The organism is Haloterrigena salina JCM 13891 (assembly GCF_000337495.1).
Classification (GTDB): Archaea; Halobacteriota; Halobacteria; order Halobacteriales; family Natrialbaceae; genus Haloterrigena; species Haloterrigena salina.
Genome location: NZ_AOIS01000011.1, coordinates 84,057 through 110,718, shown reverse-complemented (window position 1 = coordinate 110,718; position 26,662 = coordinate 84,057). Strand labels below are relative to the sequence as shown.

Genomic DNA, 26,662 nt, shown 5'->3' with positions numbered 1-26,662 from the left:
CAGTTTTAGCACGTTTTATCGCTCGGGAGGTACTGTCACACGCATATGGACTGGCGGGACGCGGAACGAGAGTACGAGGACGAGACGATCCGGGAGACGACGCTCGGACGGATGTTCGAACGCTCGGCCGAGCGAAACGCGAACCGGCCGGCCCAGCGGTACAAGGGCGGCGTCTACGATCGATCGCTAACCGATTCGGTGATTCGGCCCACAACTCCCGGCGAGTTCCGTCCGCTCTCCTACGCGGAGATGCGCGATATCGTGCGCAAGCTCTCGGCGGGCTTTCACGACCTCGGTATCGACGCCGGTGACCGCGTGGGCCTGTTCTCGAACACCCGGATGGAGTGGGCTCAGTGTGACTTCGCCCTCCTCAGCGCGGGCGCCGCCGTCACGACCGTCTACACGAGTTCCTCGCCGAAACAGGTCGAGTACCTGCTCGGCGATCCCGACGCCGACGCCGTCGTCGTCGAGAACGAGGCGCTCCTCGAGCGGGTCCTCGAAGTCGAGGACGAACTCGACCTCGAGTTCGTCGTCTCGATCGACGAGCTCGACGGCTACGACGACCGCGACGACGTCTACACCCTGGACGAGGTCTACGACCGCGGCACAGAGACGTTCGACCTCGAGGCCTACGAGGAGCGCCTCGACGCGGTCGAACTGGACGATCTGGCGAGCCTAATCTACACCAGCGGGACCACGGGCCAGCCCAAGGGCGTCCGGCTCACCCACTGGAACTTTCGGTCGAACGTCAACGCGATCCGCAAGCGGTTCGCCCGCAGGCCGGACCGGGACGACGACGTGCCGACGTTAGACGAGGAGTCCCTGGCGATGTCGTACCTGCCGCTGGCCCACGTCTTCGAGCGGACGGCGGGCCACTTCGTGCTGTTCGCCAGCGGCTCCTGTATCGCCTACGCGGAGAACCCGGACACGCTCCAGGAAGACTTCAGCATCGTCGGGCCGACGACGGCCACGAGCGTCCCCCGGGTCTACGAGAAGATCTACGACGGCATCCGCGAGCAGGCCAGCGAGTCCGGCGCGAAACAGACGATCTTCGAGTGGGCGACAGACGTCGGCGTCGCGTACCAGCAGGCCGACTCGCCCGGGCCGCTCCTCCGGGCCAAGCAAGCCATCGCCGACAAACTCGTCTTCTCGACGGTTCGCGAGGCGCTGGGGGGGAACATCGACCTGCTGATCAGCGGCGGCGGCAGCCTCTCGCCGGAGCTCTGTCGGCTCTACCACGCCATGGGACTCCCCATCTTCGAGGGGTACGGGCTGACCGAGACCTCGCCGGTCGTCGCGACGAACCCGCCGGACGCCGCGAAGATCGGCACCATCGGACCGGCGGTGTCCAACGTCGACCTAAGGATCGACGAAACCGTCGCCGATCAGGAGGCGTTCGACGACGATCCCGGCAAGGTCGGCGAACTCCTCGTCGCGGGGCCGAGCGTCACCGAGGGCTACTGGAACAGGCCCGGCGCGACCCAGGGCGCGTTCACGGAAGGCGACGACGGCACCCAGTGGTTCCGTACCGGCGACATCGTCCACCGCCGGCCCGACGGCTACCTCGAGTTCCGGGACCGGCTCAAGCAGATCATCGTCCTCTCCACGGGGAAGAACGTTGCTCCCGGGCCGATCGAGGACGCCTTCGCGGCCAGCGAGATCGTCGAGCAGGCGATGGTCGTCGGCGACGGCGAGAAGTTCATCGGCGCGCTGCTGGTCCCCAACACGACCCACATCCGCGAGTGGGCCGACGAGGAGGGGATCGACCTGTCCGACGACCTCGAGGCGATGTGCGACGACGAGCGCGTCCGCGAGCACGTTCGGGAAGAGGTCAACCGCGTCAACCAGCAGTTCGAGAAACACGAGACGATCAAGCGGTTCGAACTCGTTCCACAGGAGTTCACCGAGGAGAACGAGATGCTGACCCCGACGATGAAGAAAAAGCGCCGGGTCATCCTCGACCGGTTCGAGGACCGCGTCGAGCGGATCTACGCCGAGAGCTGACCGCTACCGGACGGACGTGCTCACATCGTTCGGTGGTATCTCACCACATTCGGGGAGTGAGACCGCCCTCACAGGAGTTAACAGGCTGGACTGATTCTGTCGATACGAATGGTCGCAATCGCAGCGTCACCGTGTCGACCGTCCGCGGACCGCCAGTCGCGACTATGACGGCCGCAGGAGGCGGCGGCGAGCTCCTCTTACTGGTCGCCACGATCGTCGGACTCGGCGTCATCTCGCAACTGCTTTCGGCGCGGTTTCGGGTACCGAGTATCATCTTCCTGCTTACGGCGGGCGTCCTCCTGGGACCGTCGGGGATCGGCAAATGGCTCCCGATCGCCACGGAGGCGATCGTCGGCCCCGGCAACGTCCCCCCGTCGATCGCGACGATGGAGCCGTTCGTGACTCGAGAGACGTTCGGCCCGGCGCTCTCGACAATCGTGGGGCTCTCGGTCGCGATCATCGTCTTCGAAGGGGCGTTTCACCTCAAAGCAGACAAGATCAGGGAGGCGCCGCGGGCCGTCCTGCGGTTGACGACGATCGGCGCGGCGATCGCGTTCGTCGGGACCGCCGCCGCAGTCCGATTCTTCGTCGGCGCAAACTGGGATATTAGCCTGCTGATCGGCGCCCTGCTGGTCGCGACCGGGCCGACGGTCGTCACGCCGATACTGACGGTCGTCCCCGTCCGCGATCGGGTCGCGGCGACCCTCGAGACCGAGGGGATCGTCAACGACGTGACGGCGGCGATCCTCGCGATCGTGCTGTTCAAGGCGATGACCATCCAGGAAATCCACGCCGACGTCTACCTCCAACTGTTCGCCGAGCGGCTCGGGACGGGGCTGCTCGTCGGCGTCGTCGTCGCGGCGGTCGTCTGGTCTATATTGCAGTACGTCGACATTTCGCCGGACAATGCGCCGCGAAACGCGCGGCTGCTCACGCTAGCCGGCGCAATCGTCGCCTTCGGGACGGCCGATTTCGTTTTCTCCGAGGCCGGCGTCGCGGCCGCGGCGACTGCCGGACTCATCCTCGGGAACGCTGATCTCCCCTACGAGGAGGAGATCGAGGCGTTCAAGGGCGATATCACGCTCCTCGTGCTCTCCTTCGTCTTTATCACCCTCGCGGCCTTACTCGAGTTCGACCAGCTGTTCGCGCTCGGACTCGGCGGTGTCGCCGTCGTCGCGTCCGTCATGTTCGTCCTGCGGCCGGCGCTCGTTCTCCTCTCGACTCGCGGCGATCGCTTCACGTTCCGGGAGCGACTGTTCATGAGCTTCGTCGGCCCGCGCGGGATCATCCCCGCCTCGGTCGCGACGCTGTTCGCGATTCGGCTGCAGGAGGGTGGAGCCGGGAACGCACCGACGAACGCGGCCGGCGCGGATCTACTCGTCGGGACGGTCTTTCTCGTCATCTTCGTGACGGTCGTCCTCGAGGGAGGGTTCGCCAGACAGATCGCGGAAAAACTGGACGTGATACCAATGCGTGTACTCATCGTCGGCGGCGGCCGCGTTGGTCGCTCGCTGGCAGAACGACTGGAAGCGCGCGGCGAAAACGTAGTCATCATCGAGGACGATCAGACGGTCCTCAAGCAGCTCCGTAACGACGGGTTCACCGCTCGGAAGGGCGACGGAACCAACGTCGACGTGTTACGCGAGTCGGGCGCGGAGAACGCCAAGACCGTCGTCGCGGCGACCGGCGACGACGACGCGAACCTCCTCGTGGCCCAGCTCGCGAAGTCGAGTTTCGACGTACAGAAGGTCATCGCCCGGGCGAACGAACCCTCGAACGCGACGGCGTTCGAGGATCTCGGCGTCGAGACCATCTCGGCGGCCGAGTCGACCGCGTGGGCGATCGACAACCAGATCGAACGGCCGGCGCTCTCGAACTGGATGTCCGAACTCGGCCGGTCCGGCGACGTACAGGAAATCGAGGTGACTCGCGATGATCTGGTGGGCAAGCGGATCGCCGATATCGGCAGCGAGTTACCGAACGGCGTCCTCATCGCGCTGGTGAGCCGGAACGGAACCGACGAGGTGCCGACGTCCGACGTCGAACTGCAGCGGGGCGATCACATTACGCTCATCGGTCGGAGCGAAGGGGTCCGCGAGGCGATCGAACAGTGCGGAACGCCCGTGTAGGCCACCGGGTGTACGCTGATCCGTATCGCAGTCACAGCACGACCGTGACCACGCCGAAGAGTATCAACACGCCGGTGATGTCACAGACGTTCGTGACCACGGGGATCGTCGTGTCGTCGGGGTCGTAGCCGAGTCGATAGGACAGGTAAACCGAAACCGTACTGACGAGGACGACCCAGATCGCCAGCAGCATCCCGCTGACGATCGTGATCACCAGCAACGTTCCCAGCCCGAGGCTCCCGCCGAGCACTCGTCCGATCCCCCACGCGGCAAATCCCAAGAGGACGAAGACGGTCGCCGCCAGCCCGATCACCGCCCCGACGTTGGCGCGGATGTCGGTGTTGGTCGGCGAGAACTCGAGCGTCCCGAGGTGGAGCTGGGTCGACAGCCGCGCGCACATGATCGATCCCAGGTTACCCGCCGTGCCGATCATCACCGGCACGAGGACGAGCAACGACGGGTACGCTAGCAACTGCTCCTCGAACGACTCGAGGACCGTCCCCGAGACCATCTGGAGGATCGACAGTGCGAGCAACAACGGGACGAGCGTCGAGACGATCCCGCTGACGGTCCACTCCTCGGAGATTTCCTCCGCCGACTCGTCGCGGCGACCCCCGTCGCCGCCGGCGCTCACAGCACCACCCCCGCGACTGAGATCCCGATCAACAGGAAGACGACGCCGAAGACGTCGCCGACGGTCGTCACGACCGGACCGATGACGTTGTCCGGATCGAGGCCGCGGCGGTACCCCTTGAAGATCACCGTCAGCAACACCCCAAGCATCGCGAACGCGGAGAGCAGGGCGGCGACGATCAGGACGATGAGCAACTCGAGGAGGTTCGCCTCCCGACTCAGCACGAGCGACACGCCCCAGCTCAACACCGCGATGAACACGGAGACGATCATCCCGTTCAGGAAGGAGGCGACGATGGCGTTTCGCAGGCGATCGTTCCACTCGAAGTGGGGATCGATCAGCCCCTGATGGAGACCGCTCGAGAGGCGCGCGCCGAGCGAGCCGTAGACGCCGCCCCGCGTCGCGAGGAAGGCCGGCAGCAACAGCAGGATCCCGGGGACGCTCTCGATTCCCTCGCGCATGGCCTCGGTACCCAGCAGCGTGCCGGAGAACAGTCCCGCGACGAGGCTGACGAGGATAACCGGTAGCGCCTGCCTGTAGACGTCGATGGCCGAGTCCTGGCCCAGCATCTGTCTGAAGGTCTGTGGCCGCTGCATTAAGCGTTGGTCTCTCCGATGGTCGCGCCTCGTCCCGTTCGCGGGTTGCCATCGGATCGCGGATGATTCGAGAGACAGAGCGGTGTCGCGTCGGTGAGTGTTAACAGGTACGTTTCAGTTGTCATATCTCTCGCCAGCGTGCTATGACAGGCGTCGATACTTTGCGTTGGCTCTGTCGAAACCCTCAGGAGATGACATATGCCGGCGGTCGTGCTGAATACACAGCGCGAATGTAACACGAGATCCGGCTTGATTTGGAAGTGGTACTCACTCAGTACAGTGCGCTCAGTTATCAGACTCGTCTGCTACCGGCAGCGTAAAAGCAAACGTTGTTCCATCGCGAGGGTCGGACTCGACCCAGATGTCGCCGCCGTGGCGCTCGATGATGCGCTCACACAGTGCCAGCCCAATTCCCGTCCCCGCGCCTTCCTCTTGCGTGTGGAGGCTCTGGAACAGCTTGAAGACACGGTCGGCGTCCGCGGGATCGATACCGACACCCTCATCGCGAACCGAGATCGTCCACTCGTCACCCGCTTGCTCGGCTGAGACGTGCACTCGTGGTGGCCCGTCGCCACTGTACTCGATGGCGTTGCCGAGCAGGTTTTGGAACACTTCCCGGAGTTGGTCGGCGTCGCCTTTGACGCGAGGAAGTGTCTCCGTGACGATCTCCGCGTCCGCCTCCTCGATCTTCAACTGGAGGTCCTTGTGAACGTTTTCGAGAACGGTGTCCAACTCGACCGGCTCTAAGGGGTCCCCACGCGTTTCGACCCGCGAATACTCGAGTAGTCCATCGATCATGTCGCGCATCCGGTCGGCACCATCGACCGCAAACTCGATGAACTCCCGGCCGTCCTCGTCGAGATCGTCGGTATACCGCGACTCCAGCAACTGGAGGTAACTCGTCACCATCCGCAGGGGCTCTTGGAGGTCATGCGAGGCGGCGTAGGCGAACTGCTCCAAGCGTTCATTGGACTCCTCGAGTTCCTGCTTATACACCTTGTGCTCGAGTTCATTGCTCACCCAGTTGCTGAGCAGACCGATGAACGAGACTTCCCAATCGGAGAACGCCTCGATCCGCGCCTCCATCCCGTAGAAGCAGAACGTCCCGTACACTTCTCCATGGACGATGACCGGGGTCCCGAGATAACAGGCGATACCCCACTCGGGATCGACCAGTTCCGGTGCCTCGGACTTTACGTCCTGTAGGACGAGCGTCTCCGCAGTCTCGACGACGCGCGAGCAGTTGGGCAGGGTCTCCAGCGGCGTCGTGTCACCCGGTTCGAGGTCCACACCTTCCGGCGCGACCACGTGTTCGAAGATGTATTCACCGGCATCTTCGTTGACACGGGAGAGCGTCGCAAACTTGGTTCCGACCGTCGTCCGGACTACTTCGAGGAGGGAATCTATCTGCTGGGAGAACGGCTGGTCTGTGGCCGCCATTACTTCATTGGCACGTCGGAGCGCTTGCTCCCGTTTCTCGATTTCTTGCTGACGGTCATCCGGGTCAGTGATGTCACGGACGTACACCGAAAGTCCGGTTTCAGAGGGATAGACATGGATTTCAAACCAACCGTCCTGTGGCGGTTGGTGCGTCTCGAATGTGACGGCTTCTTGGGTCTCCATCGCACGTTCGTGCTCCCACTGGAACAGCGAGTCGGTCAACGTGGGAAACTCCTTCCAGATCACTTCCTCACGGAGATCTGCTTGGTCTCGCTGGAACAGGGTTTCAGCTTGGTCGTTACAATACGTGAACCGCCAGTCTTCGTCAAGCGCGAAGACAGCATCGGTTACGCGCTCCAAGACCTCTTCTGGAGAACTGTGATCGGGGGGTTCACTCGGCGTCTCCGGATCCGTCATTAGATGCACTCAGTGCTTTGAGAGGCATGGGCATTACGCAAGATCTATTGAGAGGATGGTTCACCGGTTTCGGCGTGAAACAAACGAAGCCGTCGTGCTGCATACATTGTATTCAGTAGCATGTTTTTGACGGGAATCAGAGAGACCGACTGCTCCGTCGATAATTGCATCCTGTATTGAACGCGCGTTTCGTGCCAGACCTACATAACGAGATGTTGCTAGTCGCTACTGATAATGGCTGCACTCGTTCGCCCCGCCGCTTTATTTGGTCGCTCGAGTGGCTGCCCGCATGATCGATCCTCGCCGGTCGTCGTTTCGGACGACCGCTACCGCCCTCCATCCCGGGACGACCGTCCACTACTACTACCGCACCGGCGACTCGCTGGCGACCGTCGTCGAATACACCGACCGGTTCGTCACCTTCGTCGGGCCGGATTGCGACGGCCGGTTCACCCACGACCAGATCGATCGCCTGCTCGAGGACGACCGCCTCGAGATCGTCCTCGACGACGAGCTGCACCTGCCGGAGGACGAGCCGAAACTGCTTCGATCGGACTAAAACGGTCCGCGTCGCTTACGACTCGCCGGGTAGGATGTCGCCCAGCGAGCCCCCGAGCGCCATCGCGGTGAAGACGACCGACACCTGACAGAGGTTCACCCACGGTTCGTCCCACGTGATCCGTCCCCACAGCGTCATCAGGGCGGCCGCGGTGGCGAAGGCGATCCCGCAGACCCAGACCGGCCGCCGCGGGACGACGCCGAAGTAGGGGTTGTGGATCTGGACCGCCCGGAAGTCGGCCACGTAGAGGATGCCGACGACCAGGCCGACCGCCATCGCGAGGTTCGCGAGGAACGCGGCCGGATGAGCCGCGAGGAACCGACCGATCTCGAAGACGCCGTCCTCGACGAGCATCGGCATGCCGATGACGACGCTGCCGACGAACGCCTCGGCCTTGTCCTTGCGGGTGAACTGCGTGATCACCTTCCCGACCACGGCGTTGTGCGAGAGGCGGCGGACGAGCCGTCGCGTCCGGCGTACTTCCGTCCGCTCGTCGGCCGTGTCGACCGTCTCCTCTAAGGCCTCAAGTTGTTCGTACAGATCGTCTAACGTCGGGTCGTCCGGTTGACCCTCCGATGCTGCCATATGCGGTTTCTCACACTACCGAGGCTAAAGCACGTCGCACGCGTCCTTTCGGCACCGTCCCTCGGGAGGGAACGGCGGGAACGGCACGAACGGTACGCGCCCCGGGAACCACGACTGCTCGAGGCCGCTCAGATCGGGATCGGCCAGCCGTCGCGTATCGGTTTCTGTCCCCGATATATACACTATCCATGTGCGGTTGTAACAGGAACCGATACCATTTTGCACCCGCGGAAGGTAATTCCACTCACATGAGACACGTCCAGGGACCGCTGTGTACGATCGACGTCGGGGAGCGGACGATGCGGACCGAGGCGATCGACGACCTCCTCGAGTCGTTCTTGGGCGGTCGCGCGCTCGGAACGAAACTCGCCCACGATCGAATCCCGTTCGACGTCGACCCGCTGGGGGCCGACAACCGCGTGTTCTTCGCGACCGGCCCGCTCCAGCACTCGACGATGAGCTTCACGGGCCGGATGTCGGCGACGGGCGTCTCGCCGCTAACCGACGGCCTGCTCTCCTCGAACGCCGGCGGCTTCCTCTCGCGGAACTTCACCGGAACGGGCTACAGCGCCGTCGAGGTCACCGGCGCGAGCGACGACCTCGTTATCGTCCACGTCACCGACGAGGGCGTCGAGTTCGAGGACGTACCGGACCTCGAGCAGGCGACGGTCCCCGAGACCTGCGAGTACATCGCGGACGAACACGGCCTCGACTCCGAGCACACGGTCGTCGTCGGTCCCGCGGGCGAGAACGAGGTCCGTTTCGCCTCGATGATGACTTCGGAGGAGCGCGCCTTCGGCCGCGGCGGACTGGGCGCTGTTCTGGGGTCGAAGAACGTGAAGGCGATCACCTTCGACGGCGACTCGACTCACGAGGTCGAGATTCCGGCCGCCCAGATGGAGATCCACGGCGAGGCCGCCCAGGCCGACCACCCGATGAAGGAGTCGGGGACGACCTCCGTCACGGAGTACGCCAACATGGTCGAGGCGCTGCCCAGCTACTACTTCTCGGAGCTCTCTTTCGAGGGGATCGACGGCGTCAACGGCGACCGCGTCGCCGAGAAGAAGTACAAGAAGGGAACCTGTTCGGCCTGCGCGTTCGCCTGCAAACTGCCGACCAGAGACGAGGAATCCGGTGTCGAGACCGAGGGCCCTGAGTTCGAGACCCTGATGGCGTTCGGCCCCAACTCCGGCGTCGACGACATCGTCGACGTGATGAAGTCGAACCAGCTCTGCGACGAGCTCGGGCTCGACGCGATCTCGGCCGGCGACGCCGTCGCGGCCTACCTCGCGAGCGAAGACGAGTTCGGCAACGTCGATCTCATCCACGACCTCGTCGAACAGATCGCCTACCGCGAGGGTGTCGGCGACCGGCTCGCGGAGGGGATCGACCGCTTCCACGAGGACCTCGGCGTCGAGAACTGGACCGTCAAGGGAATGGAGTTTCCCGCCCACGACGGCCGCACCCTGAACGGCCAGGGGCTGTCCTTCGCCACCTCCAACCGCGGCGCCGACCACATGTACGCCGAGTTCTACCCCTACGAGTACCCGCTGGTCGACGCCGACGATGCCTTCGACAAGTCGGGTCTGGAGGGGAAGCCGCCGAAGGTCATCGAACTCGAGAACATCAACGCCGTCAAGGACAGCGCCGTCCTCTGTAAGTTCTCGCGGGATTTCGTCACCGAGGAGCGCTTCGAGATCCTCTTGGACGCCGACTACGAGGACCTGCTGGCACTCGGCGGCACCGTCGTCTCCCTCGAGCGCCACTTCAACAACCAGCGCGGCTTCGACCGGAGCGACGATACCCTCCCCTACGAGATTCCGGACTTCGAGGACGGCCTCGAGGAGTACTACGACGAACGCGGCTGGGAGGCCGACGGGACAGTCCCCGCCGAGCGCTTCGAGGACGCCGACTTCGACGCGGCGCCGGCCGACGACTGAGGGACTAGCGGGCTCCGCGACGGCGACTATTACGATTCGTCGTTTTCTGTTCGAAGTCGGCTGTTTCGCGACCGCGTTGCTGTCAGCGGCTGCGTCTTCGTCTCGAGCGCGATCGCTCGAGCGAGTGCAGCCTCACGACGCAAAACGGCACAGAGGGAGGCGGATCCCGCGGACACGAACAGAGAGAGGCAATCGAGGGTATCCGCGGGACGGTCATTCCTTCGACCGCGACGAGATGACTGTTCGTCTGTACCTGTCCCGCTATTGTAACTGCTCGAGGGCGGTGACCCGCTACCGGCCGTCGCGCGGATCGCCGTCCCCTCGCTCCGCTCGGTCTCGAGGCGGGTCCTCGCCGCCGGTCTCGTCCCAATCGTCCTCGTCGACCGATAGTCGATCGTCCCCGCGGGAGGGCAAGGGCGCGTCGTCGGCCCGCGAGGGGTGGATGTTGAAGTTGTTCCCGCGGTAGGGGTCGTCGTCCGGCTCGTAGGAGAGCTCGCTGCGCTCGAAGAGGTAGATGAAGAAGCCAAAGAGCGGGATGCAGAACGTGATCGCCGCCCACTTTGTCGGCGGCTCGAGGCCGACCCGTCCCGCGTCGTAGTAGGCGACGGCGGTGAGCCCGAGGTGCCAGGCGAGAGGGATCCCCACGATGATTGCCAGCAAGGGCGCGCTCATACTAGCCTCCTCGGACTCGAGCTATCTAAATACCCGGTCGTATGGCGGGTGCGAGCCATTTCTCTTCGGCGTTCGAGGCGTCGGTCGTTCGTGACAACCATCGCTCTGATGGCGCGGACTCGAGCGCGCTGGCAGTGCTATCTGTTCGACCGCGAGCGTTCCGAGTGGTGACGAAGAGGTAGTCTCTCTGCTACCGTGGCAACGGGGATCGCCACGTTCTCCCCAGCCGATTCGCTCGCTCCCATTGGTCGCTCACTCATCCATTGAAAGACGCTCCGCGTCTTCCAAGCCATTCGCTCGTACAACTCGCGAAGACCTCGCACGCAGTCACCGGCACGCCTTCGCAGTGCTCACGGCTCACTTCGTTCGCCGTTCACTTTCCGAGGTGCTCGCATAGCTCGCACCTCGCTCTACTCAGGCGCACCGTCAGCGCGCGCCACGGCACTGGATTGCTCTCGCTACTTGTCGGTTTGTCCGTCCGCAAAGAATTGCAGAATTCGAGCCGACCGACTCAGTTGGCGACGAACGCGTTAGTTGACGTCGGACTCGATCGCCGCGCCCTGACGCGACCACCTTTTGTCTCGCTCGTCAGTCGCGGTTCTCGGCCTTCGGCCTCCGAACCGCGCACTCCTCGCTCACAAAACCTGGACCAAAAAGCCCAGACGAACTGTCTCAGTTGACGTCGAACTCGATCGCCGCACCCTGCCCGAAGCCGACACAGAGCGTCGCCAGTCCGAGGCCGCCGCCGCGCTTCTGGAGTTCGTTGATCAGCGTGACCGGCAGGCGCGCGCCCGAGGCCCCCAGCGGGTGGCCGAGCGCGATGGCGCCGCCGTTGACGTTGAAGATTTCGGGATCGATGCCGAGTTCGTCGCGGGAGTACAGCGACTGGCTGGCGAAGGCCTCGTTGAGCTCCACGAGGTCGTACTCGTCGATGTCGCGGCCGTTGCGCTCGAGCAGGCCCTTCGTCGCCGGGACCGGACCGATCCCCATGACGGTCGGGTCGACGCCGGCGACGTTGTTCTGGCCGACCTCGGCTAAGATCTCGAGGTCGTGCTCCTCGGCGAAGGCCTCGCTGGTGATCAGCAGGGCGGAGGCGCCGTCGGAGATCTGGGAGGCGTTGCCGGGCGTGACGGTGCCGTCGTCCTTGAAGACGGTCGGCAGTTCGGCGAGTTTCTCGGTCGTCGTGCCGGGGCGAATGCCCTCGTCCTCGCTGACGGTGCCGTCCTCGGTCTCGATCGGGACGATCTCGTCGTCGAAGCGGCCCGACTCGGTCGCTTCGGCGGCGTTTTGCTGGCTGCGGGCGGCGTACTCGTCCTGTTCCTCGCGGGAGATGCCGTACTCCTCGGCGACCTTCTCGGCGGTCATCCCCATCTGGAGGTCGCCGAGATCGTACAGTTCGGCGAGTTTGGGGTGGATATGTTCGAAGCCGCCGCCCATCGGGACGCGGCTCATGCTCTCGACGCCGCCGGCGATGATGGCGTCACGGTTGCCGGCCGCGATGGCGTCGGAGGCGGAGATGACCGACTGCATCGAGGAGGCACACCAGCGGTTGATCGTCGTCGCCGGCACGTTCTCCCCGAGTTCCGACAGGAGAGCGATGACGCGAGCGAGGTTGTTGTCCTGCTCGCTGCGCTGCTGTGCACAGCCCCACATCAGATCGTCGATCTCGTCGCCAGAGAGTCCGGTCTCGGCCAGAATCTCGTCGATCAGCGGCACCGAGAGGTCCTCGCTGCGGACGTCCGCGAACACGCCGTCCTCTTTCCCCTGCGGGGTCCGTACTGCCTCGACCACGACTGGCGTCTGTGACATATACTACCGAACGTCCCTGACGGACTTAAATCCGGTCGAACTCCCGTACACGTTCGAACCGTTTACGCGCCGCTCGAGGCTCATATCCCGGTTTTCCACCGAAACGGTCGCGTGCCGATCGGTCTCGATTCGCGTTTCGTCGGGGCGCTGCCGAACTGACTCTCACGTCCGCGCGAGTCGACGGGAGTCAGTGCGGCCGGACCGCGATCGTCCGCCGACGCGAGGGTCCCCTTCCGAACGCTTATCTCGGATTGCTGGTAATACGCGGCCATGGACGAGGACGGACTGGACGCCTCCCGGTTCGCGGCCGACGACGAATCGCCCTCCCGAGCGGACACCGACCCCGAATCCGACGCGAGCGCCGACGACGCGGACGCGGACGGCGACGGACCGATGCCGAACGTTCCGGATCCCGACCCCCAGAAGAACGACGTGCCGGAGGACGTCCAGAAGTACGCCCGCTTTACGAAGATGGACGGCGCGCAGTACGACCGCGTCAACGAGTTCCTCCGAGACCGTACCTACGTCACCGCCCGCGAGTGGGCCATCGCCCGGCTCTGTTCCGACTTCCGGACCGAGACCGGCGTCGAGATGACGAAGATCGGCGAGAACCTTCCCGAACTGGTCCCCTTCATGACCGACACCTACACCCCGCAGGCGGTCAACCAGGCCCGGGCCTCCTTCGAGGAGAAGGTTCGCAAGGCGGGCGCGACCTTCCTCTACGGCGCGATGTGTGACTTCTTCACCGCCGAGGAACTCGACGACGTCATGTACGAGTCGACCGAGGTCGCCAAGTTCCTGCTCGAGGTCGAAGGCGTCGACCTCTCCGTTGAGGAGGAACTCGAGGCCGAGGAGCGCATCTCGAGCGTGATGCGCGAGGTGCGGGAGGCGAGCGAGGAGTTGCGAGAGCGAGAGGACGAGGAGTGACCCCGCCGTTCACGTACCGCCTTCCGCAGTAACGGACCGCCTGTTCGCTGTTATTCGCAAGCAAACGACTTATGCACGCCAGTAGGACGCGGTTCTCGTGACGCGTCTCGACGACCGCAACACCCGAAATTCGACTCGTCTCCGGACCGAGCGTCGGTCAGATTCCGGCTCGTATCGCGCCGTACGCCCGAGGGTACTCGTTGACTGATCGATCGCGAGTCGCCTCACTACGACGACAGTTCTTCGCACGCCAATTGTTAGTGTTACTATATGATTGCCACCTTATTCTGGGTAGAGAACCCGATACAATTAGATACTATGTTACAACACCAAGCCGGATGGCTACAAATACTACTGATGCAGCGAACCGAGGAGAAGACGACAACGGAGACGGAGCGGCCGAGAAGACGACGGGCGCCAGCGTGACCAGACGTCGGGCACTTCAGATGGGCGGAGCCGTCGGCGCGGGCAGTCTGCTCGGTGTCGCCGGATTCGGAACCGATACGGCAACAGCGGATTGCAGCCACCCGGACAGCATCGTTCACCTCGATTACGATGACTACGATAGCTGGGACGACGTCTACCGGATGTCGAACGGTGATCCCGACAATCTCACGCTCGTCTCGAACCCGACGGCGTCCGGGGAGAGCGCCCTGCAGTTGCGCGTTCGAGAAGACGCTCACTGGGGCCTGAGCACGCACTACGACTTCGACGACGGACTGTTCGAACTCAACGGACGCGTCAACTTCGCCCTGAACAGCAACTGGGCGATGCCCGGGCGCGACGCGCCGACGAACTGTCGCCTCTGGAACTGCGCGATCGCGAGGGGCGAAGGCAGCGCCGGCGGCGGTCGGCCCGACGGCACCAACGGCTGGAGCAATCGCATGTACGTGTCCACCAAAGACACCGATCCGGAGGGACCGTTCCACCTCCTCTCGAACACCTACCACATGGGCGACGGTGACGAGGGTATCGGTGACCACGATTATCTCGTCGACGGCGAGGAATACGCGCTCGGGTCGCCGGAAATCGAACCCGGCGTGTGGTACGAATTTGAGTACTACGTGCGCGTGAACACGATTACCAACGGCAAGGCGAACCACGACGGGGTCGTTCGCTACTGGCTCGACGACGACCTCGTTTTCGAGCGCAAGGACATTTCGTTCACGGAGGACCTCGACGACAACATCATCGACACGACCGGCCCCGTCGGGCACTACGGCGGACGGTACACCGCTCCGAAAAACCTCTATGCCTACTACGACGACCACTCGATGGCGCTGAACGGCGAACTCGAGTTCGAGTACGGCGGGTGCTGAAACGGCGGCGAAGATCCCNCCCCCCTACCAGTTTCGCACGTCGGCTTCCTCGAGAAACAGCGACGGATCGTCGTGGGAGAAACTGACCCAGTTCGCGGGTTCGGCGTCGGTCGTCGCCCCGGCCGCTTCGGTCGGCGTCACGTGAACGAACACCTCCTCCGTCGCGAGCGCCGTTTCGAACACCGATCGGGTCGCCTCGTCCTCGAGATCGTATCGCAGCGGGACGAAAACGGCGGTTTCGGTATCCTCGTCGCGCTCGACGACGAGCGCGATCCGCCCCTCGTCGTCCGACTCGGGCGGACGGTAGTAGATGTCGGCCGCGGTGACGGTCACGTCACCCCCGTCGATCAGGGACTCGACGAGGTCGTACTCCTCGTCGGAGACGCCGACATCGAAGCCGGTCCGTTCCTCGCAGTCGATCGGGACGACGGCCTCGGGTTCCAACACGATGACGTCCCAGCCGTTGTCCCGGAACTCCTCGGCGATGGCCGCCGCGTCCTCGAGGAGTTCCGTCCACCGCGAGGCGTCGTCGGTCGTCGTCATCGATCTCCCTCCGTCCGCGCTCGCGCTCGAGTCTCCATACTCGGGGCGGTGGACGGCGAGGGAAAAAACGTTGTCTCCTGGTTACTCGCTCGCCGCGACCGACTCGACCGCGACGGTCGCCGCGTCGCCGACCAGCGCGTCCTCGACGGCCGCGCGGACGACGGCGGGGTCCGACCGGCCGCCCGCCGACGCGACGGAGCCGACCGTGTCGGGATCGAACGGGACCTCGAGCGCGCCGTAAACGTCCTCGAGCACGGCCGCGAGCCGGTCTCGGTTCGCAACGAGGACGATCCCGGCGACGACGGCGGCGTCTTGGCGGATGCGCTGGGCGATGCCGGCGACCTTGCGGTGATTCTCGGTTCCGCCCTCGCCGCCGGCCGCCAGCGACAGCGAGTGCGTTCCGGGACAGAAGGAGTCATCGGGCTCGCCGCGAACGGGGTCGAGACGACCCTCGAGCGATCGGAGCGCGTCCTCGACGGCCGCCGTCGCGCGTTCGTACCGATCGTCGGTCCCGCGTCGGAAGTCCGCGACCGGTTCCGCGCGGGCGAAGGCGAGCGCCGTCTCGCCGTCGTAGGCGACCGCCCGACCACCGACGTCGCGCTCGACCGGCGGGAACCCGCGCGCTCGAGCCCGCTCGCAGGCGCGGTCGTATCCCTCGAGCCGCCGGTCCCGGCGGCCGAAGGCGACCTGTCGGTGGGGCGTCCAGACGCGCACCGCGGGCTCGCCGTCGGCGGCCGTCGAGAGGAGCCGTCGGCTGACCTCGCGGTCGGTCTCGATCGTCGCCGCGCGGCCGCGGAACACTCGCATCGTGTGTCGCGTCGATTGGACCCGACGGACCTAAACGGTCTCGCCGCGCAGACGGCGACTACGATGGCCGTGACGCTCCCCGCGGAACTACTGAAACAGTACCAGCGCTTCTCGCTGTACAACTCGCCGTATCCCGCCCACGACGAGGGGTGTGCGATCGATCTCTACCCCGGCACGCTCCGCGACGGGCGGACGAGCGCCGCCCCGAGTCCGGTTTCGGGGACCGTCCGCGAGACCCGCGCCGTCACCGCGCCGCCGAAGCCCTACGCGCCGGAGCACGATCACCTGATCCTGGTCGACTGCGACGGACCGGGCGAACTCGAGGGGCTGACCGCCCGGATCCTACACGTCGACCCCGTCGTCGAAGCCGGCGACCGCGTCGAATGCGGCGACTCGCTGGGCGAACTCGTCCGCGCGGGCTTTTTCGCGCCGTGGGTCGACAACCACCTCCACGTCGGCCTGCGCCGGCCCGACCAGAACCCCCACCGGGCGTCGGGGTCGCTCCCGCTCGCGCTCGGGATCGACCTCCGTCCGCTCGAGTGGGACGGGACCGGAACCGTCGCGTCGACCGGCGAGACCTACGCCGTCCTCGACGCGCCGACGCATCCGGCGCCGGGCGAGTCGTTCGTCGGCGTTCGAGCGGACGAAGGGGGCGTGCTCGACGGCGGCCTGCCACACTACGACGGCGGCGGCCTGCACCAGCGAGCGGGGACGGAATTCGAGACGGCCGGTGGCGAGGCTCGCGAGGATGGAGCGACGCCGGTCCGCCTGAACGGCGACCGCCTCGGCGTCGCCCGGGGGCGGACGATCGCCTGGGACGACGTGGTCGTCACGGTCAACGGCGAGCCGATCACCGGCCTCTCGCTGTTTTGCGCTCGGGACGCCGCCTTCGGGGCGAAGCTGATCTGTCCCGATCGACCGCTCGAGGTCGGCCAGCGGGTTCGGGTGCGGGTGCAGGCGCGCTCGAGCGCTAGAGAGTGACGGGAGCGTCCTCGAATCAATGAGAGAGCGAAGGGCAGACACCCGAGCGGTGATACGCGAAACGAACTGTTTTGCTACCGTGGCAACGCGGAACTGCCACTTCCTCCCCAGCCGATTCGCTCGGTCGTTCCTCCCTCGCTCATCCCTCGCACGATTTTGAACGGCTCCTCACTATCCGTTCGGTGCCGTTCGGCGCGCGCCACTGCGCAAAGATGGGGAAAGTAGGACAACGCGGCTATTATTCCTGTAACTGCTCGCCGTCGACGACGCGCCCGACGAACAGCGGCGTCTCGGTCGGCCGATCGCGGACGTAGAAGAGGAACGGGCGATCGACGGTCATCTCGACGCGGTCCGCGACGGCGGTGTCCTCCACGACGACGGCGGTCGCGGCCGCCGCTTCGGTCCCCTCCTCGTCGACCTCGACGAAGCTCTGGTGGATGATGTCGTCGATGAACAGATCCGATTCGGCGTTCTCGACCATGCCGCTGAAGTCAGCGCTGCCGCCGTCGAAGGCACGCTCCACCCCCAGTTCCCGCATGGTCTCGACGAGGCCGAACTTCGACTCGAGGCCGAACTTCGGAAGCGCGAGGTCGACCTTCGGCCGGGACGCCTCCTCGAGCATGATCGCCAACTCGTCGACGCCGAACGACGCCTCGAAGGATTCGAACTCGCCCTCGGCCGGGAGGACGACGATCATGCTCGTGTCGCCGTTGGCGTAGGGGAGTTCCACGAGCTGGTGGCCGTCGATTTCGGCGTAGCGCAGTTCCTGCGACTGGTGCATCATCTCGACCTCGGTCTCGCTGCCGTCGAGGCTGGTGAACGTCGCCGGCTCCGTGTCGGCGGGGTCGAAGTCGTGTTCCCAGGCGGCCAGGAAGTAGACGGCGTTCGTGAGGACGAGCCGGGTCGACTGGTCGACCGATCCGGCCGGCAGGAGGTCTTCGATTCGGTCGTTCGTTCGCTCCTCGACCCACGCGTTGATCTCCTCCCGGGCCGCCTCGGGGCTCCCCGAGAAGTCGGCGAGGTGGTCGCCGGCCTCGTAGTAGGCCTCGAGTAACTGGACGTAGGCGTCGTCGAAGTCGTGTCCCTCGTCGCGCCAGACGGCGTTGGCACTCGAGAGCCGGAACCCGAGGTCGCCCTCGCCGCCCTCGCTCCCTTCCCCTTCTCCCTCATTGCCCTCGTCGTCGGACCACTCCGGCGTCTCGACCGTTTCTCCGTCTGCGTTTCGCTGCTCGAACTCGCCCTCGAGGGCGCCGAAGGCGGCGTGGAGGGCCTCGCCCTCGAGATCGTAATGCAGAGCGTCGGCCATCTCCGCGGCGGTCTCGCCGCGAGCCCCCGCGTAGGTCATCGCCAGCGCGATCGAGACGCTGTACGGCGAGAAAAACAGGTTCTCGCCGGGCGTCTCCTCGCGAAGCCGTGCGAGGACGTCAAAGGAGACGGCGACGTTTCCGCGGATCTGTTCGGCGAGGCGGTCGGACTCGAGGTCGGGGTCGGTGGTGAGATCCAGTCGGGGAAAGTCGGGGGCGTCGCGGTCCGCGAAGAGCGCGCCGCTCTCATCGCCGCTTTCGTCGCCGTTCGCAGGATCCTCCCCGTCGGTCGAATCGCCGAGACAGCCCGCGGCGCCGGCGAGGAGGGTGCCGGTCAGGGCCAGCACGCGTCGCCTGTCAGCGGTCATACTCGAGTAGCCGTTCGCCGGGGATAAACACCTTCGGTAGACTCAAAGACGCTTTTGAGCGTTCAGAGCGGCCGTCACCGTCGCTCTCGATGGGCGTCTTTCGCCCGCTGATACGCGTCGTCTTCGCGGACGCGCTCCCAGTACCGCTCGAAGACGAGCGCGGCGGCGCGTTTCTCGCGGTCGGCCCAGCGCTGTGGCTCGCGTTCGTCGCCATCGGAATCGTACTTTCGACCGCCCGGGTACTTCGCGTAGCGCATCGCCCGCGTATACCCCATCTGGAGGTACTTCCGGGCCATATCCATTCCCGGGAACTCGTCGTTCTCCCGGTAGCGTTCGTACTCCTCGTAGATCGCCACCGCGGACTCGCGGGCTGCGTCCTCGTCGCGGTACGACCACAGCGGGAGCAGTTCGCTCTTGTACGGTTCGACTTTGAACACGCCCTGCTCGCCGCGGCCGATCTCGTACGCTCCGGGGTGTTCGCGGAAGTTGATGTCGTACTCGGGACCTTCGTCAGTCATTGCGTTCCCTCTTGGTCTGCCACCGAGCGCCATCGGCTCGAGGCGGTCTTTTTTGGCCCAGATTTTTTGCGTGAGCGGTCGCGGTCGTTGCGCGAAGCGCCGCGGACCGCGATCCCGAACGGAAAAAGGTGTGCAACGCGCCTTGCTCGCCGCGACCGATCTCGTACTTCTCCGGCCGGTCGCGGAAGTCGACGTCGTATTCGGGGCTCTCGTCGGTCACTTGGCTCACCGGCAGTTACGCTCGTTCTCGAGTAGCGACCTACACACCGTAGACGCCACGCTTGCGAGTCAAGTGAACTGTCGACAACGGGGACGGCGAGAAACACAGCGGTAAAGGCCGTCGGAGGGGCAGAAGTGGACATGGCCGAGGATATGCGGACGACGATGGAGCGGTTCGACGACCTCGAGGAGATGATTCAGTACTTCATCGACGAACACCAGGAGTTCCTCTCGTGGATCGGGACGCGCGTCGACGACGTCGGCGACGGGACCATGACGCTCTCGCTGCCCTACGACGAGAAACTGAGCAACACGCGGCCGGATACCGGACCGGACGAGCGAGCCGACATCCACGGCGGCATCGCCGCGACGCTGATCGACACGGCGGGCGGCCTCGTGCTCCGAACGAAACTGGACGAGCCGTTCGGGGCCCGGATCGCGACGATCAACCTGAACGTCAACTACCTCCGGCCCGCGACGGGCGATCTGTCGGCGACGGCGGACGTGATCAGGGTCGGCGGCAGCGTCGGCGTCAGCGAAATCACCGTCGAGAGCACCGGCCCCGACGGCGAAACCAAAGAGGTCGCGACCGGACAGGGCGCGTTCCGCATCTTCCGACCGGAGCGGAAGTGAGGGGCGTCCGCGCCCGAAACGAGGTCCTCCGACCGAGCGAACCGGCCGACTCGCACTCGAGGTCCGACCCGGGTTCGGCGTCGCGGCGGGGCTCTCAAGCGGTCGAGACCATCCAGTACCGGACGCCGAGGTAGACCATGACGATCCCGAATGTCACCGCGAACAGTATCGCCCCGTCCACGGCCGCGTAAATCAGCGCGACCGCGTTCAGCAGGATCCCGAACACGTACATCGTTCGGAGCCGGCGGGCGTTCATGCGACCTCACCCGCTCGCGTCGCGACCGGTCGCTCGAGTCGGTCGGCCCGAGCGAGTCGAACGTCACTCATACTACGCCGTTGGGACGGGACGTTGAAAACGCTCCCCTTCCACTCCCGCCTCGAGTCGGAGAGTCCCGTCCCGACTCGCCGTGCTCGGGGTTGGCCGTCCAACCGCCCGGTCACGCGCTCGCGAACTCGAGGTCGTCCATCTCGCGGACCTCGCCGAACAGCCAGCCGGCGTGGTCGACGGCGTACTCCTTGTGTTCGTCCTCGATGGCGCCGATGCAGTCTTCGACCATGATCGGCCGGAAGTCCCGCACGCCGGCGCTGCCGCCGGTGTGGAGCACGCAGACGTTCGCGAGCGTGCCGCAGATGACGAGGTCGTCGATCCCGCGGGCGTTCAGCCAGCCCTCGAGTTCGGTCTCGTGGAAGGCGTCGTAGGTGTGTTTCTCGACGACGTGGTCTGCCTCCTCGACGGGCAGTTCGTCGACGATCTCGGCCTCCCAGGAGCCCTCGNTGGTCGAACTCGTCGTAGTAGTGGGCGTCCTCGAACTGCTCGGGCGGGTGGACGTCCCGCGTAAAGATCACCTGCGCACCGGCCTCCCGGCCCCGCTCGACGAGGTCGGCGATCGGCTCGATCACCGTCTCGCTGCCGGGCGCGTACAGCGAGCCGTCGGGGTGACAGAACCCGTTTTGCATGTCGACGACCACGACCGCCGTGCTGTCTGGCTCGAGATGCATATGTAAACCTACGGATGCCTTCGTAAAAAGTTCGCGGCGGCGAGGACGGCTCTCGGGTGCCGGAACCGTTCCGATCAGCGGGCTTTTTGCGCTCGCCGCCGTACGGCAAACCATCCGCTCGCAATGAGGACCCCTCCGACGCGAGTCACCGCCGCGCTGGCCGTAGTCGCGGCGCTCGCACTAGTCGCAGTCGCGGCCGGCGCCGCCCCGCCGCTGTTCGCGAACGAGTCGCCCGACGGCGCCGACCGAGCCGACGATCCGACCACCGCGGAGACCGTCGGCTACGTCGAGGGCTACTGGTACGACGACGAGCTCCCGGTCGACGAGGGGGACGACGCCGTCGTCGAGGACGACGAACTCGAGGCGGTCGTTTACCGGTCGATGGCCCGGGTCGAGAAGATCCGCGGGCTGACCTTCGAGGACGACGTGCCGGTGGAGGTAATCTCCCGCGAGGAGTTCCAGTCCCGGGACAGCGCCTTCGTCGACTCGAACGAGAGCCAGCAGCGCGCCCGAAACGTCACCTACGAGGCGCTGTTCATGGTCGACGCCGAGACCGATGCGACGACGGAGCTCCGGGCGATCTACGGCGGGAGCGTCGAGGGCTACTACGAGCCCTCGACCGACCGGATTGTCATCGTCTCGAACACGCCCGACCGACTCGAGCTCGACGAGATCGTACTCGGCCACGAGCTGACCCACGCCCTCCAGGACCAGCAGTTCGACCTGTCGAACTACGAGCGCGCGACGATCGATCAGGAAGCGGCGGAGAACGGGCTCATCGAGGGCGACGCGATCAGCGTCGAGACCGAGTACGAGCGGCGCTGCGGGACGGACTGGGCGTGTCTCCCCGACGACGACTCCGGCGGCGAAACCCCGAGTAACTGGGGGATTTACCTGTCGCTGTATCAACCCTACAGCGACGGCCCGGCCTACGTCGACCACTTGCGCGAGTCCGGCGACGGCTGGTCGGCGGTCGACGACCGCTACGCCGATCCGCCGGCGAGTTCGTCGACGGTGATCCACCGCGAGGACCGCGACCCGGTCGACGTCTCGGTCGCCGATCGCTCGAACGAGTCGTGGCGGCCCCTCGAGGTCGGCGGCGAGGTCGCGAGGGAGACGGTCGGCGAGGGGACGATGGTCGCGATGTTCGCCGACGGCGCCTTCGAGCCGACTCGGTCGTCGGTGCTCTCACGCGAGGCCATGCTCGGCGACGACCCGACGACGTTCGACTACAACCAGTCGTACACGGACGGCTGGGCCGGGGACGAACTGGTCGCCTACGCCGGCGGGAACGCCAGCGAGGAAACCGGCTACGTCTGGGAGACCGAGTGGCGGTCGGCCGACGACGCCGCGGCGTTCGCCGGCGCCTACGTCGACCTGCTCGAGATCAACGGCGCCGACGCCGTCGAGGATCGGCGGAACACCTACGCGATCGACGACGAGGAGTACCCCGGCGCGTACGCCCTTGAGCGCGACGGCGAGACGGTGCGGATCGTCCACGGGCCGTCGATCGCCGCGCTCGACGGGCTCTCGGCGGGCGCCGCGCCGGCGGGCGAGGATTCGATCGAGTCGGCCGACGCCGACGACTCCGGCGAGGAGACGACCGACACCGGCGAGGCGGAAGACGGGAGCGAGGAAGACGATTCGCTGCCCGGCTTCGCCGTCCCCGGAACGGGCGCCGCCGTCGCGATCGCGCTGCTGGCGGCGCGAGCGCGGGCACGGCGGCTCGAAGCCGAGCGCGGCGGCGGGTCGGATTCGTCGCCGCGGACGGCGCCGGTTACCGCCGCGTCCCCGCGTTCGACGCCGTCCGGACCCGACGGTGGACCCGAGGAACCCGACGGCGGCCGTTCCGACCGCGGTCGCGCCTGAACGACGAGCCTTTGTCCCTGCCCTCGAAACCGGCCCTCGATGCAACGGAGCCGCCTCTCGGTGCTCGCGCTCGTCGGCCTGCTGCTCCTCTCGGGGTGTGCGGTCCCCGGCTCGCCCGACAGGTTCGACACGAGCCGAGAACTGGGACACGTCGGCGGCTACGCCCACGACGACACCTTTTCGTTCGACGGCGAGGAGACGCTCACCGAGTCCCAACTCGAGGCCGTCAAGTACCGCTCGATGGCCCGGATCGAGGTCGTCCGCGGGCAGAAGTTCGAACGCGACGTGGACCTCGAGGTGATCTCGCGATCCGAGTACCGAAGCCAGCGGAGCGGGTCGGAGTCGGCGTCGGCGTTTACGAACGAACTGTGGCGCGGGTCGTTCGTCGTCGACGGCGAGACGGACGTCAACGAGGCGATGGACGACCTCTACGGCAGCAGCGTTCAGGGCTACTACGTCGACGATCGGATCGTCGTCATCGCCGACGACGCAGACGAGATCCGCATCGACCGCGAGACGCTGGTCCACGAACTGGTCCACGCCCTCCAGGATCAGCGCTTCGGCCTCGAGCGCGACGGCGAGACGATCGACGAGCGGCGGGCCGAACTCGGCCTGATCGAGGGCGAAGCCAACTACGTCCCCCACCGCTACGCCGAGCGCTGCGGCGACGAGTGGCAGTGTCTCCCCGTCACGCCGGCGGCACCGTCCGAGGTCGGCGCCGAGCGGCCGTTCAACGTCGGCCTCTTTCTCTCGATCTACGCGCCGTACGCGGAGGGCCCGTCGTTCGTCGAGGCCCTCTCCGAGCGCGGCGGCTGGGCCGCGGTCGACGACGCCCACGACGAGTATCCCCCCAGCACCAGCCAGGTGATCCACCCCGACCGCTACCCGGACGACCGACCGGTCGACGTCGACGTCCCGGATCGCTCGAGCGACGAGTGGGACCCGATCACCGCCGACGGCGAGGTTCGGACCGAGACGGTGGGCGAGGCGACCCTCTTCGGGGCGCTGTGGGCCAACGGCGTCGTCGAGCGCTCGATCACGGAGGGAGCGACCGAGCTCTCGCCGTACAACTACTCCCATCCCGCGACCGACGGCTGGGCCGGCGACAGCTTCACCGCGTACCGCGACGCCGGCGGGGAGCGGACCGGCCACGTCTGGCGCCTCGCCTGGGAGAGCGACGCCGACGCCGAGGAGTTCGCCACCGCGTACCGCACTCTCCTCGAGGGCCGCGGTGCGGAGTCGGTCGACGCCGGATCGGATACTTATAGAATTCCCAACGGCGACCCCTTCGAGGGGGCCTACCGCGTGACCGTCGACGGCGACACCGTCACGATCGTCGGCGCGCCGACGGTCGACGACCTCGAGGCCGTTCACGCGCCGAGAGTGAACGCGCCGACTGCGTCGACCCTGTCGGACGTACCGACCGCGGCGACTGCACCAGCCGCGCCGAGCGAACCGGTCGCAACGGCCGCGCCACCCGCCCCGTTGCGTGCGGGAGCCGCGACAGCATCGACACCAACACCGTCACCGGCGCCGGCGGCGACGGCGTCCGCAGACGAGTAGCTTTTTTACTTCCCTCGGGAACTCACCGATATGTCAAATCCGTTCGGTACCGTCCCGGCAGAGGCCGTTCTCGAGGGGCGCGCCACCGACGCCTACTTCGAGCGCACCCGCGCCACGCTCGAGCACGCGGGGAAGAACCCTCACGTCGTGGCCGAGGTGACCGCCGACCAGTTTCCCACCGGCTCCTTCGACGTCTTCACCGGCGTGGCAGACGTCGCCACGCTGTTCGAGGGTCGGAACGTCGACGTCGACGCCCTGCCCGACGGCCAGCTGTTCGACGGCGGGCCCGTCCTGCGCATCGAGGGTCCGTACCTCGAGTTCGCCGAACTCGAGACCTCGCTGCTGGGATTCCTCTCGCAGCCGAGCGGCTTCGCGACGGCCGCCCTCGAGGCGCGGCTGGCGGCGCCCGATTCGCTGGTGCTCTCCTTCGGCGCCCGCCACGTCCACCCGTCGATCACGTCGACGGTCGAACGCGCGGCCCTGCTCGCGGGGCTGGACGGTTTCTCCCACGTCGCCGCGGGCGAGATTCTGGATCGCGAACCGGGCGGGACGATGCCCCACGCGCTGATGTTCTGCTTCGGCGAGGGCAACCAGAACGAGGCCTGGACGGCCTTCGACGAGGCCGTCGGCGAGGACGTCCCGCGGATCGCACTGGTCGACACCTTCTGGGACGAGAAGAGCGAGAGCCTGCTGGCCGCCGAGACGCTGGGCGAGGACTTGGACGGCGTCCGCATCGACACCACGAGTTCACGACGCGGGGACTTTCGGCACATCATCCGCGAAGTTCGCTGGGAACTCGACGCGCGGGGCCGCGAGGACGTCGACATCTTCTGTAGCGGCGGGCTCACCCCCGAGACCATCCGCCCCCTCCGCGACGTCGCCGACGGCTTCGGCGTCGGCAGTCACATCACCGGCGCCGACTCGGTCGACTTTAGCCTCGACATCGTCGAAATCGACGGCGAACCAATCTCCAAACGGGGCAAGCTCTCCGGCGTGAAGGAGGTCTACCGCACGCCCGACGGCGGCCACCACGTCGCGCTGGCCGACCGCGAGGCCCCCGACGAGGGCGAGGCGCTGCTCGAGCCGCTCGTCCGGGACGGCGAGGTCGTCCGCGAGTTCGACCTCGAGGAAGCCAGCGAGCGGTGTCTGGCCGACGCCGAGCGGGTGGGGTTCCATACGGAATCGGACTGAAACCCGTCGAAAACCGCAGTACTGATCAAGCGACTTAGTTCTCAAGTTGAAACTCACCTGCAATAAGAGTAGTTGAGGCCGGTTGTCTCAATGCATATGGTTCATCGCGGAGGTGGTTCGTTGGATCCCTTCCCGTCCGCTCAGTAGGCGTCATCGTCCGCTTATGCTCCCGAATTCCCCCTATGCTCTGAGTAGGGGATTGTTGGTTAGCTCGTAGCAGGGGCTGGAAGCTACAGCGGACAAGATTGGCATGGGCACACACCCAGGACTAGTTACATCATATTAGATGCTATTTAATAAATATTCATTATACCTTTTTATTGTTATTTATAATTTATTATTTTACGTAATTAGATATGTACGCGACTATTCCGGCGATACCAAATACTGATCCGACTGCCAACATTAGCGTCGATTGTGTACTCGTAGGAGAATATCCGAGACTCGGAAGGAAGCCTTCGAGTGCGATAATCACAGCCGCTATCAGTAAGAGTGTTACACGAGTATCCATTTTTAAGAGATATTTCCACTTATGTTATTAAAATGCAATAAATGTGGGGCTGGTTCGATCTAGAGACGGCCAGCGACCGCTGTCTGGCCGACGCCGACGCCTGTCTCTTATACACATCTCTGAGC

Annotated in this window: 22 protein-coding genes and 1 pseudogene; 11 read left to right on the top strand and 12 right to left on the bottom strand. The window is 65.6% G+C overall.

All coding sequences use genetic code 11. The features are described 5' to 3' along the window. The first annotated feature begins 45 nt into the window (after positions 1–45). A complete protein-coding gene (locus C477_RS02410; RefSeq protein WP_008892837.1) occupies positions 46–2,004 on the top strand; it encodes an AMP-dependent synthetase/ligase in 1,959 nt (652 codons plus the stop codon). Between the two features lie 164 nt (positions 2,005–2,168). Then, positions 2,169–4,133, top strand: a complete 1,965-nt coding sequence (locus C477_RS02405) for a cation:proton antiporter domain-containing protein (RefSeq protein WP_008892836.1) — start codon at positions 2,169–2,171, stop codon at positions 4,131–4,133. 31 nt (positions 4,134–4,164) lie between these two features. Here the strand turns inward: C477_RS02405 and C477_RS02400 are convergent, their stop codons facing one another. The 3 genes from C477_RS02400 to C477_RS02390 all read right to left on the bottom strand — a co-directional run bounded on the left by C477_RS02400 (position 4,165) and on the right by C477_RS02390 (position 7,220). Then, entirely contained in the window at positions 4,165–4,767 is a 603-nt protein-coding gene (locus C477_RS02400; protein WP_008892835.1) for a magnesium transporter, read from the bottom strand. Beyond that, positions 4,764–5,336 carry a magnesium transporter gene (locus C477_RS02395; protein WP_049914178.1) on the bottom strand — a complete coding sequence of 191 codons (573 nt, stop codon included), beginning with the start codon at positions 5,334–5,336 and terminating at the stop codon, positions 4,764–4,766. Before C477_RS02395 ends, C477_RS02400 begins: the two co-directional genes overlap by 4 nt. A gap of 312 nt (positions 5,337–5,648) precedes the next feature. Beyond that, entirely contained in the window at positions 5,649–7,220 is a 1,572-nt protein-coding gene (locus tag C477_RS02390) for a sensor histidine kinase (protein ID WP_008892833.1), read from the bottom strand. 289 nt (positions 7,221–7,509) lie between these two features. On the opposite strand from C477_RS02390, the gene C477_RS02385 reads away from it, so the two are divergent. Then, complete coding sequence (locus tag C477_RS02385; protein WP_008892832.1) at positions 7,510–7,779, top strand: hypothetical protein; 270 nt, start codon at positions 7,510–7,512, stop codon at positions 7,777–7,779. 15 nt (positions 7,780–7,794) lie between these two features. Here C477_RS02385 and C477_RS02380 read toward each other — a convergent pair whose 3' ends face one another. Continuing rightward, positions 7,795–8,364, bottom strand: a complete 570-nt coding sequence (locus C477_RS02380) for a DUF2391 family protein (protein ID WP_008892831.1) — start codon at positions 8,362–8,364, stop codon at positions 7,795–7,797. Between the two features lie 248 nt (positions 8,365–8,612). On the opposite strand from C477_RS02380, the gene C477_RS02375 reads away from it, so the two are divergent. Then, the gene (locus C477_RS02375; RefSeq protein ID WP_008892830.1) at positions 8,613–10,304 is read left to right on the top strand and encodes an aldehyde ferredoxin oxidoreductase family protein; all 1,692 of its coding nucleotides are present in this window, start codon (positions 8,613–8,615) and stop codon (positions 10,302–10,304) included. Positions 10,305–10,595: 291 nt separating this feature from the next. Here C477_RS02375 and C477_RS02370 read toward each other — a convergent pair whose 3' ends face one another. Together C477_RS02370 and C477_RS02365 are read right to left on the bottom strand one after the other, a co-directional pair. Further along, complete coding sequence (locus tag C477_RS02370; RefSeq protein WP_008892829.1) at positions 10,596–10,976, bottom strand: hypothetical protein; 381 nt, start codon at positions 10,974–10,976, stop codon at positions 10,596–10,598. Between the two features lie 672 nt (positions 10,977–11,648). Then, positions 11,649–12,785 (bottom strand): thiolase family protein, encoded by a 1,137-nt coding sequence (locus C477_RS02365; RefSeq protein ID WP_008892828.1) that lies wholly within the window; start codon positions 12,783–12,785, stop codon positions 11,649–11,651. A 270-nt stretch (positions 12,786–13,055) separates the two neighbouring features. Here C477_RS02365 and C477_RS02355 point away from each other — a divergent pair, with 270 nt between their 5' ends. Both C477_RS02355 and C477_RS02350 read left to right on the top strand, forming a co-directional pair. Continuing rightward, positions 13,056–13,712 carry a DUF5806 family protein gene (locus tag C477_RS02355; protein ID WP_008892826.1) on the top strand — a complete coding sequence of 219 codons (657 nt, stop codon included), beginning with the start codon at positions 13,056–13,058 and terminating at the stop codon, positions 13,710–13,712. A gap of 338 nt (positions 13,713–14,050) precedes the next feature. Then, the gene (locus tag C477_RS02350; RefSeq protein WP_049914155.1) at positions 14,051–15,031 is read left to right on the top strand and encodes a hypothetical protein; all 981 of its coding nucleotides are present in this window, start codon (positions 14,051–14,053) and stop codon (positions 15,029–15,031) included. A 24-nt stretch (positions 15,032–15,055) separates the two neighbouring features. Here C477_RS02350 and C477_RS02345 read toward each other — a convergent pair whose 3' ends face one another. Beyond that, positions 15,056–15,574 carry a DUF7529 family protein gene (locus C477_RS02345; RefSeq protein WP_008892824.1) on the bottom strand — a complete coding sequence of 173 codons (519 nt, stop codon included), beginning with the start codon at positions 15,572–15,574 and terminating at the stop codon, positions 15,056–15,058. Positions 15,575–15,655: 81 nt separating this feature from the next. Further along, on the bottom strand, positions 15,656–16,381 hold the full coding sequence (locus tag C477_RS02340; RefSeq protein ID WP_008892823.1) for a lipoyl protein ligase domain-containing protein: 726 nt from the start codon (positions 16,379–16,381) through the stop codon (positions 15,656–15,658). A gap of 63 nt (positions 16,382–16,444) precedes the next feature. On the opposite strand from C477_RS02340, the gene C477_RS02335 reads away from it, so the two are divergent. Continuing rightward, positions 16,445–17,362, top strand: coding sequence for a hypothetical protein (locus tag C477_RS02335; RefSeq protein ID WP_049914176.1), 918 nt, complete (start codon positions 16,445–16,447; stop codon positions 17,360–17,362). A 238-nt stretch (positions 17,363–17,600) separates the two neighbouring features. On the opposite strand, the gene C477_RS02330 is transcribed toward C477_RS02335, so the two are convergent. Continuing rightward, positions 17,601–19,034, bottom strand: a complete 1,434-nt coding sequence (locus tag C477_RS02330; RefSeq protein WP_049914153.1) for a serpin family protein — start codon at positions 19,032–19,034, stop codon at positions 17,601–17,603. A 74-nt stretch (positions 19,035–19,108) separates the two neighbouring features. Continuing rightward, positions 19,109–19,552, bottom strand: coding sequence for a DUF4385 domain-containing protein (locus tag C477_RS02325; protein WP_008892820.1), 444 nt, complete (start codon positions 19,550–19,552; stop codon positions 19,109–19,111). Between the two features lie 360 nt (positions 19,553–19,912). Here C477_RS02325 and C477_RS02320 point away from each other — a divergent pair, with 360 nt between their 5' ends. Then, the gene (locus C477_RS02320; protein ID WP_008892819.1) at positions 19,913–20,404 is read left to right on the top strand and encodes a PaaI family thioesterase; all 492 of its coding nucleotides are present in this window, start codon (positions 19,913–19,915) and stop codon (positions 20,402–20,404) included. A 94-nt stretch (positions 20,405–20,498) separates the two neighbouring features. Here the strand turns inward: C477_RS02320 and C477_RS23945 are convergent, their stop codons facing one another. Continuing rightward, positions 20,499–20,660, bottom strand: a complete 162-nt coding sequence (locus tag C477_RS23945; protein ID WP_008892818.1) for a hypothetical protein — start codon at positions 20,658–20,660, stop codon at positions 20,499–20,501. A 181-nt stretch (positions 20,661–20,841) separates the two neighbouring features. Next, positions 20,842–21,403: pseudogene (locus C477_RS02315) on the bottom strand (cysteine hydrolase family protein). A 123-nt stretch (positions 21,404–21,526) separates the two neighbouring features. Here C477_RS02315 and C477_RS02310 point away from each other — a divergent pair. The 3 genes from C477_RS02310 to C477_RS02300 are packed head-to-tail and all read left to right on the top strand — an operon-like array spanning position 21,527 to position 26,026. After that, positions 21,527–23,272, top strand: a complete 1,746-nt coding sequence (locus C477_RS02310; RefSeq protein WP_008892817.1) for an Hvo_1808 family surface protein — start codon at positions 21,527–21,529, stop codon at positions 23,270–23,272. 39 nt (positions 23,273–23,311) lie between these two features. Beyond that, on the top strand, positions 23,312–24,835 hold the full coding sequence (locus C477_RS02305; RefSeq protein ID WP_008892816.1) for an Hvo_1808 family surface protein: 1,524 nt from the start codon (positions 23,312–23,314) through the stop codon (positions 24,833–24,835). A 30-nt stretch (positions 24,836–24,865) separates the two neighbouring features. Beyond that, a complete protein-coding gene (locus C477_RS02300; protein ID WP_008892815.1) occupies positions 24,866–26,026 on the top strand; it encodes a nicotinate phosphoribosyltransferase in 1,161 nt (386 codons plus the stop codon). Positions 26,027–26,662: the final 636 nt, after the last annotated feature.

Bases quoted from the DNA above. Each gene is read 5' to 3' on its own strand.
- C477_RS02410 (WP_008892837.1), top strand. From the start codon at position 46: ATGGACTGGCGGGACGCGGAACGAGAGTACGAGGACGAGACGATCCGG.
- C477_RS02405 (WP_008892836.1), top strand. From the start codon at position 2,169: ATGACGGCCGCAGGAGGCGGCGGCGAGCTCCTCTTACTGGTCGCCACG.
- C477_RS02395 (WP_049914178.1), bottom strand. From the start codon at position 5,336: ATGCTGGGCCAGGACTCGGCCATCGACGTCTACAGGCAGGCGCTACCG.
- C477_RS02390 (WP_008892833.1), bottom strand. From the start codon at position 7,220: ATGACGGATCCGGAGACGCCGAGTGAACCCCCCGATCACAGTTCTCCA.
- C477_RS02385 (WP_008892832.1), top strand. From the start codon at position 7,510: ATGATCGATCCTCGCCGGTCGTCGTTTCGGACGACCGCTACCGCCCTC.
- C477_RS02380 (WP_008892831.1), bottom strand. From the start codon at position 8,364: ATGGCAGCATCGGAGGGTCAACCGGACGACCCGACGTTAGACGATCTG.
- C477_RS02375 (WP_008892830.1), top strand. From the start codon at position 8,613: ATGAGACACGTCCAGGGACCGCTGTGTACGATCGACGTCGGGGAGCGG.
- C477_RS02370 (WP_008892829.1), bottom strand. From the start codon at position 10,976: ATGAGCGCGCCCTTGCTGGCAATCATCGTGGGGATCCCTCTCGCCTGG.
- C477_RS02365 (WP_008892828.1), bottom strand. From the start codon at position 12,785: ATGTCACAGACGCCAGTCGTGGTCGAGGCAGTACGGACCCCGCAGGGG.
- C477_RS02355 (WP_008892826.1), top strand. From the start codon at position 13,056: ATGGACGAGGACGGACTGGACGCCTCCCGGTTCGCGGCCGACGACGAA.
- C477_RS02350 (WP_049914155.1), top strand. From the start codon at position 14,051: ATGGCTACAAATACTACTGATGCAGCGAACCGAGGAGAAGACGACAAC.
- C477_RS02345 (WP_008892824.1), bottom strand. From the start codon at position 15,574: ATGACGACGACCGACGACGCCTCGCGGTGGACGGAACTCCTCGAGGAC.
- C477_RS02340 (WP_008892823.1), bottom strand. From the start codon at position 16,381: ATGCGAGTGTTCCGCGGCCGCGCGGCGACGATCGAGACCGACCGCGAG.
- C477_RS02335 (WP_049914176.1), top strand. From the start codon at position 16,445: ATGGCCGTGACGCTCCCCGCGGAACTACTGAAACAGTACCAGCGCTTC.
- C477_RS02330 (WP_049914153.1), bottom strand. From the start codon at position 19,034: ATGACCGCTGACAGGCGACGCGTGCTGGCCCTGACCGGCACCCTCCTC.
- C477_RS02325 (WP_008892820.1), bottom strand. From the start codon at position 19,552: ATGACTGACGAAGGTCCCGAGTACGACATCAACTTCCGCGAACACCCC.
- C477_RS02320 (WP_008892819.1), top strand. From the start codon at position 19,913: ATGGCCGAGGATATGCGGACGACGATGGAGCGGTTCGACGACCTCGAG.
- C477_RS23945 (WP_008892818.1), bottom strand. From the start codon at position 20,660: ATGAACGCCCGCCGGCTCCGAACGATGTACGTGTTCGGGATCCTGCTG.
- C477_RS02310 (WP_008892817.1), top strand. From the start codon at position 21,527: ATGAGGACCCCTCCGACGCGAGTCACCGCCGCGCTGGCCGTAGTCGCG.
- C477_RS02305 (WP_008892816.1), top strand. From the start codon at position 23,312: ATGCAACGGAGCCGCCTCTCGGTGCTCGCGCTCGTCGGCCTGCTGCTC.
- C477_RS02300 (WP_008892815.1), top strand. From the start codon at position 24,866: ATGTCAAATCCGTTCGGTACCGTCCCGGCAGAGGCCGTTCTCGAGGGG.